Source organism: Patescibacteria group bacterium (genome assembly GCA_040753135.1).
In the GTDB taxonomy this organism is placed as follows: domain Bacteria; phylum Patescibacteriota; class Minisyncoccia; order UBA6257; family Brennerbacteraceae; genus JBFMGR01.
Window position 1 is genome coordinate 1 of record JBFMGR010000008.1, and the last position, 15,237, is coordinate 15,237.

Consider the following 15,237-nt stretch of genomic DNA (forward strand, 5'->3'; position numbering starts at 1 on the left):
CTGTCCGATCGGACAGATAGTAGACAAATCGGGTGTTAACAAGCAAAAAGATGGGAGTTAGAGTTAAACTAATTAAAATGGAAAACTCCGCAAAAGCGGAGTTCTCCAGTGCCTTCGGGTTCCGGGCCGAAGCCTTTCGCCTGAAGACACTGTTAGTATAGCAGAGAATTTTAGTTTATCAAGCCAGCTTGTTATTTGCCATTATTTGCCTCTCCAGCCAGCTGTTCCACTTCAGTAAACTTTAAAGAAAATATTTTAGAGATGCCGTCAGCCATAGTCACGCCATACAAAACATCAGCCGTTTCCATTACTGCCCGATTATGGGTAATTAAAATAAACTGGGTTTTTTCTTCGGCTATTTCTTTTAACAGCCGGGCTAATTTTTGAGAATTGGCTTCATCCAAAGCCGCGTCAATCTCATCTAAAACCAAAAATGGCGGATGAGCATAGTTAATTACCGCAAAAAGAAAGGCAATCGCGGTCAAAGACCTTTCTCCGCCAGAAAGCATTTCCAAAGAATTGATTTTTTTTCTTGGCAAGCTAACCTGAATCTCAATGCCAAAATCAATCATTTGGGTTTCCGGGTCAATGGTTTTTTCAATCTTTAAAGCGCCTCGGCCGCCTTCAAAAATAATGCCAAAATACTGGTGGAACTCTTTATCAATCGCTTTCAGGGCCGCCTCAAACCCTGAACCGATCTTTTCTTCCAGAGAGATTGATAATTTTTCCAAATCTGCCAAAGCCGTTTCCAGATCTTTTTTCTGACCAGAAAGAAACCCGTAACGCTCCGCAGCCGATTGATACTCTTGAACTACTTCTGAATCGGTTTCACCAATCAAAAAAAGTTCTTGCCTTAATTTAAAGATGCTTTTCTCTGTTCCTGCCAATTGCTTTTCCCTTTCTCCATCCCAAGCTAAAGCTTTTTTCTCGCTGATTAAAACTTGATTCTCAACCAAAAATTTATCCCAATCCAAGCCTGTTTCAGCTAATTGCTTTTTTAAGTCTTCTTGGCGCAATTTTGCTTTTTCTTGTTCAAGTTTCAACCGAATCAGCTGGTCTTCCATCTGGTTCAGGGCAGTTCTTTTTTCCCGTAGGGTTGAAAACAAGGTCTGGAATTCCTGGTTTTTTTCTGATTCTTTTGTTCTTAACCCTTGAAGCTGGCTTGTCAAATCTTGAATAGTTTTTTCAATTTTTTCTAAAGAGCTTGATAGCCGCTGTTTTTCCTGTTCTAAAACGGATTTTTTACTACCTGTCTCTTGAGCTTTTTGCTTGTTTTCTTGAGTTAAAAAAGCTTTAAGGTCATTAAGCAAAGCTTGAATCTTATGCTTGATTAAATCCAGGCCAGATTCAGCCAAAGAATCTTCTAAAACCCTTAGTACCTGCTCAAATTTATTTTTTGCTTCAGCTAAACCAAAATTAAGCTCTGCTCGAGGCAGATTGGCCAAAAAATCGAGCTGGCCCTCAACTTTGCCAAGAGTTCTCAAAATCTCGGTTTTTTGCTTTTGCTCTTGGCTTAAATTCCTTTCAATTTCAGCTTGTTTGGCGGCTAATTCCGGGTCTTGTCTCTGGAACTGGGTAAAAGTTTGCTCTTTTTCACTAATCTCTTTTTTCAGCGCCAAAACTTTTGCTTCAGCTTCTTGGTCAAATCCATCCTTGCCCTTAATCAATAAATCAAGCTGGCAGATTTTTTCAACGAAATAAGACCTTTCTAGTTCTGTTAATTGGTTTTGCTTTTCCTGCCTTGATTGCCAACGGTTAACCTGGCGCTTTAAGAAACGGAGATTAGGTTCAATCTCTTTGAGGATTACCTCGGTTTGGGCTAAATTGTTCCTTGTCTCTTTAATCTTTCTTTCTGCTTCTTGCTTTTTCAAACGAATCTCTTTTAAACCAATCATTTCTTCAATTATCTCTCGGCGTTCTAAAGAATTAGCCCTTAAAAAAACATCGCCAGCCCCTTGATTAACAATACCCATACCCTTAACTCCGAGCCGGGCAGAAGCCAGGGCCTGAATCAAATCTTTTAAGCGAATCTGTTTTTTATTCAAAAAATACTCGGAATTGCCGTCCCGATAGACTTTTCTTTTGATCTCAATCTGATCAAAATCAAAATTAAAATCCTTGTTTTTATTATCAAAAACAAGATTAACCCAAGCTAAAGAGCCGGCTGGCCGACCAGCAGCGCCGTTAAAAATCACTTCTTGGGATGAGCTGGCGCGGATATTTTTTATGCTTTGTTCGCCAAAAACCCAGCGGATCGCATCAACAATATTTGATTTGCCCGAGCCATTAGGCCCAACCACAGCCGAGATTCCCGAAGGAAACTCTAAAACAGTCTTGTCAGGAAAAGATTTAAAGCCTTGAATTTCTAAATTTTTCAGCATTTTATCCCTATCTCTTTAGCCCTTAATTCAAAATCTTAAAACAAAAGAATTTTCCGCCCGTGGCGGATCCGCCTCTGGCGGAAAAACCTTGGATTTCAAGAGCTTTTAACATATCAACGAATAACGAATCAATATGAACCTGCGAATAAACGAATTAAAATTTCGTCCCCGGGAATCGCAACTGCCATAAATTCTATAAGTGTTATTCGTATATTCGCTTATTTGTACAAATTCGTTATTCGCTGGCTAGGCCCAATTCTTTATCTCCAACGCCTTTTCCGCGGCTTTTGTTTCTGCTTCTTGTTTTGATTTGCCTTCAGCTTCAGCCACTTTTTCGCTGTTCAAAAAGGCGCCCACCAAAAAGTTTTTGTCATGGTCAGGCCCCCATTCCCGCAAAACTTGATACGAAGGCGTTAGGCCCAATCTGGCTTGAGCCTCTTCTTGGAACTGGCTCTTGGCGTCTTTATAAAGCCCGAGCTTGATAATCTCCGGCAATTTAAACAAAAGCGATCTTTTGATAAAATCCTGAGCCAGCTCAAAACCAGAATCCAGATAGATTGCCCCAATTACCGCTTCAAAAGTATTGCCCAAAATCTCCTGCCTGGCTTTGCCAGTCTCTTTGGCTTCGCCCTTAGACAGAAGCAAAAAGTCATTGATCTCTAGATTAGTGGCGGCTTGAGCTAAACTGTCGGCATTAACCAGAGCGGCCCGAAAAGCAGTCAAATCGCCCTCGCCGTTTTGATAATTTTGAAACAGATATTCGGTTGCTGCCAATTCCAAAACCGCATCCCCCAAATATTCCAATCGTTCATTATGCGGATGCGGCCAAGACGAATTTTCATTCAGATAAGACCGGTGAGTTAAAGCTTCTTTTAAATAATCAATGTTTTTAAATTGATAACCGAGATTTTTTTCCAATTTAGAAAAATCCATTTCTAACTAAATCCCAAATCCTAATTTCTAATTTCTAAACAAATCCTAATTTCAAATATTTAAACTTTTGATTTAATAATTTGTTTAAAATCCAGAAATTATAGTTTAGGAACTTATTTTTAATTTTCGACCATTAGTTGTTAGTTGAATAGCCCTTCGACTTGACCCTCGCGGAAAACTGTCCCCAAAACACCGTTAATAAACTTCCCTGAAGAATCGCCGCCAAACTCTTTAGCCAACTCAATCGCTTCATTAATCGCCACTTTGGGAGGGACTTGAGTTTTATCTCCCCATAAAAGCTCATAAAGCCCAAGCCGCAAAACATTCCGGTCAACTAAGTTTATCTTCTCTAATGGCCATTCAGTCGCTACCCGAGAGATAACCTCATCCAGCTGTTTCTTTTGTTTTAAAACCCCTTGAAACAACTCTGAAGAAAACTCCGGCTCTTTTAATTCTTGGCCTGATTCCTGAATGTTCTTTTCCAGCCAATCAGCTGCTTTGGCATTTTCCAACTGATTGTTAAAATCCAGCTCATAAAGAGTTTGTAAAACTATTTGCCTGGAACTGTGCCGAGAACCCATAGCTTGAAAATTTACAATTCCCAATTTCTCTGGCTTCGCCAGATCTCGCGAAGCGAGACAATTATCAATTAATCTTAAATAAACTTTGGAATATCAAACATTGATAATTTATTGAAAATTGAGATTCAGAAATTAAAAATTTTACTTCGGTTCGGTTTCTTTCAGAACTTTTTCCCGTCTTTTTCTCTCTTTTTTGTCCAGTTTTTTCAAGACATCAATCTCCTCTTTGCCCTTGAAAAAACCGCATTCCAAACAAACCCGATGGGGTAATTTCAATGTCTTACATTTCTCGCAAGGAACCAAATTCGGTTTTTTTAAAGCAAAATGCGCTCGGCCCATATTCCGCCTTCTTTTTGTGTGTTTTCTTGTCGGTGTACCGCCCATATCAGTTAAATCCTAATTTCTCCGCCAGCGGCGGATCCGCCTTTGGCGGACAATTTCTAATTCCCAAATTTAAGCTAATTTAGCACAAAATGTGCTAAAAAACAATAATTATCTGCGCCAAGACAGATATTCAATATCTAATTTCTAAAACTCATCGTTAAGTTATACAACCAAGGGATAAAATCAAAAAACGAATTGCCAATATATTGGGTTGGGTATCAATTATCCAACTGTTTATACTTCTGTTCTGCCACATCTATGAAACTTAATATATCTTTGCCCCACTGGGTTTTGAAAAAGCCTTTCGGCTCTTTTTTTAAAAATCTTTTCAGCTTTTTTATATACTGATAGCTTTTTCTTATATCATTCCTGCGCCAATAAAAATTAGCTAAGTTATAAGTCGTGCTGGAGTCTGGGCCATTTTCTTGCTCACCCCTTAAAAGCCAGTATTCGGCTCGCTTATAATTGCCTATGGCTTTATAACACAAGCCAACAGCTTGGACTCTTGCCTGAACAATTATGCCCATTGGCTGATTAATTGGTTTATTGTCTAACCGGGGATTGTTATTTCTTCTGTTTTTTATTTCTATTTAAATTCCGCGATCGCGGAATTTAAATAGAAATAGCTAGAAGAATAATGAAAAATCGTCAAGCAGAAAATAACCGCTACCAGCTGGTGTTGGTTTCAATTGAGCGCTTGATTTTATAAGCTTGGCCAGAAGCAGGTGAAGTACCAATGCTTTTCAGCTTAACTGCTTGACCAGGTGTTGTTGGCGAAATCAATTGAATATCTTTTCGGCGGCAACAAAGCGTATTATTAGTTAATTCGGGCCGGGGCTCTGACGGATCTTTTAATAGAACATAAAACTGCCATTCCACCCCGGCATCAGCAGCATAAAAAGCTTTAACGGAATCGAGAACCGCGCCCAAACGCCTTAATTCTTTGGTAATACTTAAACTAATTGCCGCGCCAGTAACAAAAATTCCGGTAATTGCCAGAATAACAATTAGCATAATCTGCCCGGGAGCAGATTTTCGGCAGAGTTGTTTAATTTTCCGTTTCTTAAGCATAGATATTTAATAATTGTTATAAGTTTTATTTATTTCATCTAAGAAAATATCATTGAACAATCTCAAGGAAAATGCCGAAAATTCACTACCGGATCTGCACGGATTTACATTGTTTCATTGTCTCATTGCTAAATTGCTTCATCGTTTTACTAGTATACTGCTTTATCGTTTTTGTAAATTTTTTAGATTTATTGAAAATTGCAAATTGAGAATTGAGAATTTATTCTTAGATTCCCGCTCGTCTCTGAGTAATCGTTGTCTGCAAATAAAACGAACTGTCTTGGAGATTAATTTCCGGTTTGACCTGAAAAAGCAAAGTTACGCTTGGCTGGCAATTAGGCCGTTGCCAGCAACCAGCAACGTCAAACCTGGTAATTTCCAAACTCTCTGAAGTGATTGGCAAAACTTCGGTGCCTTCACGCCGAAACATTTTCCCCTGATCTAAAAAATACTCGACTCCCTGGCCGTCCTTATTAAGAAAGGAGAGGGTCTTAGTTTGGGGATTAAAATTAAGATTGCTTCCCTCTTTAATCTCCCGGGTCATTGTTTCCAAAATAAACCGAAGATTGGCTTGAGAATCTAAACTATTAAAAATGTAACGATGGCTTCGGAAAACGCTTATTAAAGTGCCGGTGACTACTCCAATCAAGAGGCCAAAAATAGTAAAGGAGATTAGAACCTCGGCTAAGGTAAACCCGGGAGCAGATTTTCGGCAGAGTTGTTTAATTTTCCGTTTCTTAAGCATAGATATTTAATAATTGTTATAAGTTTTATTTATTTCATCTAAGAAAATATCATTGAACAATCTCAAGGAAAATGCCGAAAATTCACTACCGGATAAACTCGGCTCGGCTTTTGTCCAATTCCCAATTCCCAATCAATCTTCATTTAATAATTTTCAATTTACGTTTAATTCTTATTACTTTTATAAGTTTAAAGTTTAATAAACACACATCTTTAGATCTTTCTTTTTTAGATAATGTTATTGTTTACCATTAACGATTATCGGTTGGCGAAGATTACTCTGCTGGAACGCCAAACCAATCATATAAGTGATCTTCAACCAAAACAGAAAATTGGTTGTCTTTTGTCCGCCAAACCACTTCAGATAAAACCCTCAAATGAGTTGAATCAATTCTCTGAAGCGTAATTGTCCGAGTAAAATTAGACGACTCCCCAGAAGAATATTGATAGCCCCGGACAAAATTAAACTTTAACGGCTCGCCTGAAGCACGAGTGAAAGAACCGAGATAATCAACTTGATAACTGCCATTAGTAAGCTGGTAATTAAATCTTTGCCCCTTAAGCCAGTTCTCGGTCCGTTTTTTTATTACTAACTCAACCCCCTCTTGAGCCAAAAAAGAAGCGGTCAAATTATTGCGGATATAAGAAAGGGCATAAATACCATAATTAACCAAAGCAAAAATGCTGCCAAAAACCATCATAATCAGGGTGGCCGCAATCATTAACTCAATTAGAGTAAAACCTTTTTTACATCGCCCCATTGCCCCATTGCTAAATTGCTTCATTGTTTTATCTGTTATTAGTTGCCTGTTATTAATTGCAAAATGTTTTCCGGCGATAGTTAATTTATCTGGCTAATCTGGCCGGCCCGATTAATAATAATGTTTTTGAATGCCGTTTCTTCACTGCCCCGCAAAACCAGTTTAATTATCATTGATTCGGCCGCGGGGAAAAAGATGCTTCTCGGGTAAGGCGGAATAAAAATCACCGGATTAGAACTAGTCTCTGAAATTCTAATTAAAGAGGGTAAAGCAATTTGCTCTAATTCGATTAAACTATAATCACCAGAGCTAACCCTAGAGCAATCGCTATTAAAAACGGCAAAAATAAAATACTTATCCCCGGTTTCCTGGTTAAAGCCAATCCCATAACCGCAAGGAACCTGTCCCTGATAATCAGGGTTCGGTCCATTATATTCTTGGCTTAAATAGGCTAAATCCTGAACCCGCCTGATGTCAAGAATAAACTTGTCGGCAAACTGGAGCAGCTGGTTTTGGTTATTAGCCGTCCGGTTAAAAGTGATTAACATTGAGGTAAACATCGTCGCAATAGCCAAAATCACCAGCATCTCAATTATTGTCTGCCCCCTTTTGGCAAATGGCAAATGGCAAATGGCAAATAGTTGTTTTTTAAACATTCTAAAAGAATAAATTGGGGAAAAGATTAAAGTAAACTGAAAGTATTTTAGCACCAAACAAAAACATTGTCATTGCGCCCAAAGCTAAAAACGGGCCAAAAGGAATAATATCTTTAAAAGTTTTTCTTTTTAAGCCAATTAAAATCAGGCTCACCAAAGTACCAAAAACAAAAGATAAGATTAAAACCCATAAAATGTCCGGCCAACCGAAAATCAAACCCAAACCCAAAACCAGCCAGAGATCGCCTAAACCCATGGCTCGGCCCCGAGAAAACAGATAGGCCAAACCAATAGTCGCCGACCCCAAAGCAACTGCCGGCAAAAGCCGAGTCAACCAGCTGTCTTGACCAAAAAGATAAAAATAATTTTCCGAGAAATAAACTCCGGTTTTAAAAAAGAACGATTTTTGAAAAAAATAAAAAATATTAATTCCTATACCCAAAATAATTAAAAAATCCAGCAAAAAGCTCGGGATCAGATAGTATTTAAAATCAAAAATGGCAATCGCTATTAAAACAAAAATAACTAGCCACCAAAAAATTAAATAAGCAAAAAACCAATTCCCCAAAACCAGTTTTAAACCGGAAAAATTAACTAATCGCCAATAAACTAAAGTAAAACCAATCCCGGTTATCAGCTCAACCAAAGGATATTGCCAAGAAAGCTTGGCCTGACAAGAGCGACATCTGCCTTGCTGGACCAAGAAACTTAAAATCGGGATTAATTCATACCACTGAAGAGTTTTTTGGCAAGAAAAACAATAAGACCGGCCTTTGATTATTTTTAGAAGATTAAACACCTGATCCTGCCTCTGGGGATTTAAACGAAAGACTAAAACATTGATAAAACTGCCAACCGCTAAACCAACTAAGAAACTAAACCACATAGTTTTTGGCAAATGACGAATGGCAAATAGTTAAAACCTAAAAACTAATAAAAATTTACCATTTGCCATAAGCTATTTGCTATCTGCCAATTTACAGTTCAATGCAATAACCAGGATCGTCGCAACCAAGTCCATAAACTGTGCCATCAACATCATCGCGCAAAGCCGAGCTGTCCCCGCTTTCCAAGGTTGCTTTTAAAACATAATGTAAGCCATTGCCGCTGGAACGATATTCATACTGATAAGATGAACGGTTCAGAGGATCTCGGGGCAGCCTTTTAACTCCAATATCAGCACTGACTAATTCAGTTTCCAAACTAATCCAGTCAGTCTGGCCAGGATAAGTGTTTTCCTTATTAAAATAAATCTCCAGAGCATTTTGAGTATTTCGCAGATCAGCAATCCTCCGAGTGTCTCGGCCCTGAGCCCGAACTCCGCTCAAGCCAACCAGAACCATTGCGCTCAAAAGCCCGATCACGGTAATGACCACAAGAAGCTCGATCAGGGTGAAACCTTTAATAAATTTCCAATTTCCAATTCCCAATTTCCAATTTTTATTCATACTTTAATTAGTATACTATAAATATTTGTAAATTCGTAGGTTTTAATGCTCGAATCTATACATTTATCAACTTCATTAACATCATTCAAATATTCTATTGTCTGTCTGCGTTCCTATTTCATTAAGACTATTTTTCGGGTGTGCCTATTCGCTAAAACTATTCGCATTCGTGTGTGCCTATTCCGTTAAGGCTATCCGCATACTTAGAACTGCTGGGCAATCTGGTAAATCGGCAAAATTACCGCAGCAATTAATCCGCCAACCAAAACCCCTAGTAAAACAATCAAAACCGGCTGAATTATCTCGGTTAAGCTATTAACCAAAGCTTCAACTTCTCGAGTATAAAACTTAGAAACTTTGGCTAAAAGTTCTTCTAATTTTCCGGTTTTCTCGCCCACCGCCACCATCTGGGAAACCAGGGGCGGGAAATATTCCGGATACTGGAGCAATAAATCAGAAATATTCGCTCCCTGCCTGACTCCCTGGGCAATTTCATCAATTGCCTCCTGATAATAAATACTGCCGACCACATCAGCGGAAATCTCTAATGATTGAGCCACCGGAATATTGCCTTTTAATAAAACGCCAAAAGTCTCGGCAAACCGGCTGACAAAAACTTTTTTAAGAAAACCTCCTAAAACCGGAGTGTTCAATAACAAAGTACTTAAAAGAAGTTGGCCTTCTTCTGAACTGAAATATTTAAGAAACAAAAACAAGCCGCCGAAAAAGAAGCCCGCGGCCAAAAGATAGTATTTTTGCAGAAAAGTGCCGGTAGCAAAAAGAATCCGGGTCATCAAGGGCAATTGATCAAGAGTCAAGCCGCTCTCTAAAATTACTCCGCCCAATTGGGGAATAACCACGACAATCATAATGCCAATAACCACTGCAAACAGAACAATCAAGAAAATCGGATAGATCATCGCATTCCTAATTTTGGTCTGAATCACAGACTGGGAATCATAGTAATCAGCCAGATAGTTTAATGCTGAATCTAATCGGCCAGTTAATTCTGCAGCTTTAATCATATTGATATAAAAAGAAGAAAAAATTCTGCTATGCTTTGATAAAGCATCAGAAAGCGGCATGCCCGCCTCAATGTCAGAATAAACATCAAAAATCGCTTCGCGCAGGGCCGGATGGGTAGTTTGATTATAAACGGTCTGCAAAGACTCGGTGATTGAAACCTGGGCTTCAAACAAAGTGGCAAGCTGGCGGGTAAAAACCGCGACTTCTTTTAAACTGACTTTTTGGAAACTGGCAGCCAAACTCAAATACCAAGGATCTTCGCGTCTTCTTTCTATCTTAAGAATAACCAAGTTCGCTTTTTGAAGAAGATCAATTGCCGCCTCTTCAGAAAAAACCTCAATTAAGCCAGACTGGATCTCGCCTTTGTCATTTTTTGCACTGTAAGAAAATTTCATCCCGTTAGAGACAGGAAACGCTTTAATCTGTTCTTCAGATAGCGCTTGCCCATGCCTGATTTTAAATATTTTTCTCTCGACCTGGCATCAGTAATATTTAATGAAGCCTCGTAATAAATTAACTCAAATGGACCGCGGCCTTTAGTCCAACCAACAATCTCTTTGTTATGTTCATTACAGCGTTTCCGTAGATCATCGGTGAACCCAGTATACCAGAGATTAGTCTTTTTACTCTTATTTATTATACCGAACAAATTAAAATAAAAAAGAACTATCTGTTGGTTAACAGCTCGTCTCCGCCGACTAAAAGATTTTTCAATTCAGTCGGGCTAAGTGAATACAAAAACGCATTTTCCTGGGTAATCTCTCTCTTTCTGACTAAATTAGCCAATGACCGATTCAAAGAGATCATGCCGTCTTCTAGAGAAGTTTCAATCACTAAATCTATTTGATAAACTTTATCTTCACGAATCAGGTTGCGGACCGCGGCATTAGCAAACATTATCTCTGTTGCTGGAATCCGGCCGCCTTCAATTCTGGGAATCAGTCTCTGGGATAGAACCCCAACCAAAGTTGAAGCCAGCTGGGAGCGAATCTGGCCCTGCTGACCCGAAGGAAAACTGTCAATAATTCGGTCAATGGTTTGAGAAACATTGTTAGTGTGCAGAGTGGAAAAAACTAAGTGCCCGGTTTCTGCAGCAGTTAAAGCAATGGCAATGCTTTCCGGATCGCGCATCTCTCCGAGCATAATCACGTCTGGATCTTGACGCAAAACTGAACGCAAACCCCGATTAAAAGACTTAGTGTCAACGCCAACCTCGCGCTGGTCAATCAAAGACCGATCCGGCTGGAACAGATACTCGATTGGGTCCTCAATGGTAATAATGTGGCCAAAGCGCTTGTGATTAATCTCGTCAATCATTGCCGCCAGAGTCGTTGACTTACCGTGGCCGGCCGGACCAACAACTAAGAAAAAACCCTGGGACAACTTGGTAAACTCGTGCAAAATCTGAGGCAGATTCAGCTCTTCAATCCCCCGAATCTCCATTGGAATTAAACGAATCGCAATCGCAATCATTCCTTTCTGGTAATAAACATTGCACCGGCAGCGAATCTTTTCTTCGTGAGTAAAGCCAAAATCAAACTCTTTTTCCTGGTTAAATCTTTCTTCCTGCTCCGGCGTCAGCAACGCCTTAACAAATCCGGTTAAATCTTCCGCAATCAGAATCGGCTCTTTGGCTAACTGAAGCAAGTTGCCGTCAATTCTTAAAGTCGGCTTTTTCGCCACGCCCAGATGCAGATCCGAAGCTCCTTGAGCTTGAGCTAACTCTAAGTATTGACCTAATTTTACTTTGTAATCTTGAGCCATTTTTAATTTGAATAATGAATAATGAATTACGAATTATAGATTAAGCTAAATCGTTTCTCGGAGAACTTCAGATAAATGAACTTTGCCTTCCAACAAATGCAGCACCGCTTCCTGGCGCAGAGTAACCATTTGCTGAACTTTTGCTTCTTCAAACAAAGACTCTTCTTTGCCTTGGGACAAAATAATTCTTTCCGCTGATTGAGTCATCTGAAAAATTTCAAAAATGCCAATTCGGCCAAGGGTTCGTTTATTCTTGCAAGTTTGGCAATCGGAGTCGCCATAATCAAAAATTTGATAAGGTTTTTTGTAATTCAGCTGTTTTCTCAAATCCTGAGGCAGTCCCGCTAAACTCTGGTCAATCATTTTTTCTATTTCCGGCGGGGCTGAAATTGGTTTTTTGCAATCAGGGCAAAGCTGGCGCAAAAGACGCTGGGCAATCACAATATTAATTGTTGCCGGAATTAAAAACTTCTGGACGCCGAGATCTAAAAGCCGGGGAATGGCTGAAATTGCATTGTTGGTATGCAGGGTTGATAAAACCAAGTGCCCGGTTAAGGCGGCATGGGTTGCCAGTTCGGCTGTTTCAGTATCCCGAACCTCGCCAACCATAATCACATTCGGATCCTGCCTTAAGATGCTCCTTAAGCCAAAAGCAAAAGTGTAGCCAATCTCCGGAATTACTTGGGATTGATTAACCCCATTGATAAAATACTCAACCGGATCTTCTAACGTAACCAAATTAACTGAATCTTGGTTTAAAATCTGAAGGCAAGCATAAAGCGTGGTGGTTTTTCCTGAGCCGGTCGGACCGGTAACCAAAATCATCCCAAAAGGCTTTTGAAGGTTTTTCTTAACAATCTCCAGATTCCAGTTGGAAAAACCCAAGTCTTCTAAATTTTGCAATCCGGATTCAGGATCCAAAATCCTGATGGCGGCTTTTTCGCCGCCAGAAGTTGGGAAAGTAGAAACGCGAAAATCAATCTGTCGGCCGCTGACAAAACTGCTGAACCGACCGTCTTGAGGCACTCTGGTTTCATCAATCTTCATCTCGGCCATAATCTTAATCCGGGTTAAAACCGGCTGCTGAACTGCTTCGGGCAAGAACAAAACCGAACCCAAGTCGCCGCCGATCCGATAACGAACCCGAAATCGGTTTTTTTCCGGCTCTAAATGAATATCAGAAGCTTTTTGGCTAACCGCATTCTTCAAGATATCAGAAACTAATTTAATTACCGGCGCCTCCTCAAACCCTTCAGTGATTTTTTCATCAAGATTAATTAATTTTCTCTGCCCGCCAAAACTCCGGGAAATTCCTTCAGCTTGTTTTTTTAAAACCGCTAAGGAGCCGGCTACTTCTTCGCCAAAACTGGTATAGCCCTGTCTTAATCGGGTAAAATCTTTGTTGCTGATCAAAAAAATCTTTAGATCAAGGCCCAAACCTTTGGCAATAAACTTAAGCGCTTGCTGGGCTTCAGAGTTTTCCGGATGAACCATGCCAACAAAAAGAGCTTTGCCGTCTTTTTGAAAAGCTAACATCTGGTAATGACGCGAAGACTCATAGGGGATTAAAAGCAAAACCTCCCGAGGAACCGTTTCATCATCAACAAAATTTTTCACTGGTAAACCAAAAATCTGGCTCTTAAGATCCAAGAGTTCTTGTTCGGCAACAAGGCTTTGTTCAATAATAAGGTCTTCCAGATTAACGCCTCGGGTATTGGCTTCTTTTTGTAAAATCTGAATTTGAGCTTGAGTCAGCAACCCTTTCTCAACTAAATTAGCAGCTAAATCTAATTTGGGCATTTTAAAAATTAAAGAAATGGATTAGGTTTTCCCAGTGGCGGAATTTCCAAAGGCAAAGGCGATTGTTCTTTTAATCGGCTGAAAACCGGATTGTTAACAATGCTATCGATGTCCAGATCCACTTCCTGTAAACGAATCAAGCCAGACTCTTTGGGAAAAATTTTATTAAAGATCAAAGAGGCTGGTCCGGTATCGGGTTTGGAAAAAATGAAATAAGCCAGCAAGAAAACAAAGATCGCAATTATAAATAAAATTACCGACAAAATTGAAGCTCGGGGTGATTTAAGATCAACTGACCTGAGTTTAAAACCTCGGGATGAGGATTTGGCTTGAGGCTGGGCTGGAATCGGGCGAGGGCTAACCGGCGAAGAAGGCTGGGCAACCGGCGGCCGAGGTGATTGGGGCTGATTAGAAATTTGTGGTGTTTGGGGTTCCATAAATAAAACTTAATAAAAACTAAGGTAAAGTAAATTGAGGTTTTTTAATTGAATAAGCTTCTAAATTAAGCTTGAAATTAAAAGTGGTCGCCTCGTCAAACTCACCGGTTTTTTTAACCGGGATAATTTCCAGATTTCTCACTTCAATTAATCTCAATTCGGTCTCAACGCCTTGGAGAAACTTTTTCATTCCTAAATAATTGCCCGCGCCGTCAAGAGTAATCGCTATTGGATAAGGCCCGGTTTCTTGTCCTGTCCCCGGAGCAGAAAATTCGCGCAGTTCAGAATTTTCAACCCGATCTGACTCCAAAACAGTAAAAGAAATATGGCTAAAGCCAACCTCATTTTCCTGGGCAATTGCCTCAAGGCTAACCAAAAGTTCAGGAATTTTTAAAGATGTTGGCAAAGCTTTTCCAACTAAACTAACTTGCTGGTCTAAGTTGTCAAACATCGCCAGTTGCTCTCTAAATTTTTGGATTAACTGATTAAGCCGCTTAACTACTGCTTGGCGTTCGGCCAGCTGAATTCTGATTTCACCAACGCTTTTCCATTGATTTACATCCAAGTGAAACAGTATATAAGCGCCGGCAAAGACAATCAAAATTCCCAAAATAAAAGAAATAAAAATTTGAAAAGAGTTTCTCATTATTTAATCAAAATTAAACTTTTACTAAAAGAGAGCTCCAGTTTAAAATTGAAGCTGTCGCCAACGTTGTTGATATCTCGCAGAACCACATCATTAATCTCCGGGTGCTGGGAAAAAGCCGCGGACTGAATGCTAATCTCTCTAAGATCGGGAGAGACTCCTTCTAAATAAAGAACATTATTTCTGGTGTCTAATTTCAAAGACCGAAAAGAAATATTCGGGTTCGTGTTGTTTTCCAAAAAATCAAATGCTGAAGAGACAAAATAATGTCCGGGCAAGAGTTTTTTCAAACCGCGGATCTGGGCATCTAAAGTAATCACTTTTTCAACTTCTTCCAGAGAAATCGAGGCAACCATATCTTGAATTTCCCGATCTAAAGACTTTATCTGGCTCTGGGCGACTTTAGCATAACCGGAAAGAAAAAGATAAAAAGCCAAAGCGACCAGCAGAAAAGCCAAGCTGCCAAAAATAAAGCTCTTGGGAACACCCAAATTTGATGAGGGTAAGCGTTTAGTTTTTGAAACTGAAGAAAAAGTTTTTGGCGCTTCCATATAACTATAAAATTATAACAGGCTCAATTTAATTATAATCCAAAAAGCAAAATA

General features: G+C 39.5%; 18 protein-coding genes. All 18 read right to left on the reverse strand.

All coding sequences use genetic code 11. The features are described from left to right. Positions 1-191: 191 nt before the first annotated feature. The 18 genes from AB1721_02630 to AB1721_02715 all read right to left on the reverse strand — a co-directional run bounded on the left by AB1721_02630 (position 192) and on the right by AB1721_02715 (position 15,183). Positions 192-2,381, reverse strand: coding sequence for an AAA family ATPase (locus tag AB1721_02630; GenBank protein MEW5805593.1), 2,190 nt, complete (start codon positions 2,379-2,381; stop codon positions 192-194). A 246-nt stretch (positions 2,382-2,627) separates the two neighbouring features. After that, the gene (gene rnc, locus AB1721_02635) at positions 2,628-3,314 is read right to left on the reverse strand and encodes a ribonuclease III (GenBank protein ID MEW5805594.1); all 687 of its coding nucleotides are present in this window, start codon (positions 3,312-3,314) and stop codon (positions 2,628-2,630) included. A gap of 140 nt (positions 3,315-3,454) precedes the next feature. After that, on the reverse strand, positions 3,455-3,895 hold the full coding sequence (nusB, locus tag AB1721_02640) for a transcription antitermination factor NusB (GenBank protein ID MEW5805595.1): 441 nt from the start codon (positions 3,893-3,895) through the stop codon (positions 3,455-3,457). Between the two features lie 141 nt (positions 3,896-4,036). Further along, positions 4,037-4,279, reverse strand: coding sequence for a 50S ribosomal protein L32 (gene rpmF, locus AB1721_02645; GenBank protein ID MEW5805596.1), 243 nt, complete (start codon positions 4,277-4,279; stop codon positions 4,037-4,039). A gap of 218 nt (positions 4,280-4,497) precedes the next feature. After that, positions 4,498-4,806, reverse strand: a complete 309-nt coding sequence (locus tag AB1721_02650) for a hypothetical protein (protein MEW5805597.1) — start codon at positions 4,804-4,806, stop codon at positions 4,498-4,500. Between the two features lie 139 nt (positions 4,807-4,945). Next, a complete protein-coding gene (locus AB1721_02655; protein ID MEW5805598.1) occupies positions 4,946-5,350 on the reverse strand; it encodes a hypothetical protein in 405 nt (134 codons plus the stop codon). Positions 5,351-5,576: 226 nt separating this feature from the next. Then, positions 5,577-6,095 carry a prepilin-type N-terminal cleavage/methylation domain-containing protein gene (locus tag AB1721_02660; protein ID MEW5805599.1) on the reverse strand — a complete coding sequence of 173 codons (519 nt, stop codon included), beginning with the start codon at positions 6,093-6,095 and terminating at the stop codon, positions 5,577-5,579. A gap of 274 nt (positions 6,096-6,369) precedes the next feature. Beyond that, positions 6,370-6,879 (reverse strand): prepilin-type N-terminal cleavage/methylation domain-containing protein, encoded by a 510-nt coding sequence (locus AB1721_02665; protein ID MEW5805600.1) that lies wholly within the window; start codon positions 6,877-6,879, stop codon positions 6,370-6,372. A gap of 56 nt (positions 6,880-6,935) precedes the next feature. Beyond that, the gene (locus tag AB1721_02670) at positions 6,936-7,511 is read right to left on the reverse strand and encodes a hypothetical protein (protein MEW5805601.1); all 576 of its coding nucleotides are present in this window, start codon (positions 7,509-7,511) and stop codon (positions 6,936-6,938) included. A gap of 1 nt (position 7,512) precedes the next feature. Next, complete coding sequence (locus AB1721_02675) at positions 7,513-8,397, reverse strand: prepilin peptidase (protein ID MEW5805602.1); 885 nt, start codon at positions 8,395-8,397, stop codon at positions 7,513-7,515. A 91-nt stretch (positions 8,398-8,488) separates the two neighbouring features. Beyond that, a complete protein-coding gene (locus AB1721_02680) occupies positions 8,489-8,959 on the reverse strand; it encodes a prepilin-type N-terminal cleavage/methylation domain-containing protein (GenBank protein ID MEW5805603.1) in 471 nt (156 codons plus the stop codon). Between the two features lie 203 nt (positions 8,960-9,162). Beyond that, the gene (locus AB1721_02685; GenBank protein MEW5805604.1) at positions 9,163-10,380 is read right to left on the reverse strand and encodes a type II secretion system F family protein; all 1,218 of its coding nucleotides are present in this window, start codon (positions 10,378-10,380) and stop codon (positions 9,163-9,165) included. Next, a complete protein-coding gene (locus AB1721_02690; protein ID MEW5805605.1) occupies positions 10,377-10,634 on the reverse strand; it encodes a GIY-YIG nuclease family protein in 258 nt (85 codons plus the stop codon). The genes AB1721_02685 and AB1721_02690 overlap by 4 nt, the downstream gene beginning before the upstream one ends. A gap of 17 nt (positions 10,635-10,651) precedes the next feature. Next, positions 10,652-11,749 carry a PilT/PilU family type 4a pilus ATPase gene (locus AB1721_02695; GenBank protein MEW5805606.1) on the reverse strand — a complete coding sequence of 366 codons (1,098 nt, stop codon included), beginning with the start codon at positions 11,747-11,749 and terminating at the stop codon, positions 10,652-10,654. Between the two features lie 45 nt (positions 11,750-11,794). Continuing rightward, positions 11,795-13,549 carry an ATPase, T2SS/T4P/T4SS family gene (locus tag AB1721_02700; GenBank protein MEW5805607.1) on the reverse strand — a complete coding sequence of 585 codons (1,755 nt, stop codon included), beginning with the start codon at positions 13,547-13,549 and terminating at the stop codon, positions 11,795-11,797. A gap of 8 nt (positions 13,550-13,557) precedes the next feature. Beyond that, a complete protein-coding gene (locus AB1721_02705) occupies positions 13,558-13,986 on the reverse strand; it encodes a hypothetical protein (protein ID MEW5805608.1) in 429 nt (142 codons plus the stop codon). A gap of 19 nt (positions 13,987-14,005) precedes the next feature. Beyond that, positions 14,006-14,632: a type 4a pilus biogenesis protein PilO gene (pilO, locus tag AB1721_02710; GenBank protein ID MEW5805609.1), complete on the reverse strand. Its 627-nt coding sequence runs from the start codon at positions 14,630-14,632 to the stop codon at positions 14,006-14,008. Then, positions 14,632-15,183 carry a hypothetical protein gene (locus tag AB1721_02715; GenBank protein ID MEW5805610.1) on the reverse strand — a complete coding sequence of 184 codons (552 nt, stop codon included), beginning with the start codon at positions 15,181-15,183 and terminating at the stop codon, positions 14,632-14,634. Before AB1721_02715 ends, pilO begins: the two co-directional genes overlap by 1 nt. Positions 15,184-15,237: the final 54 nt, after the last annotated feature.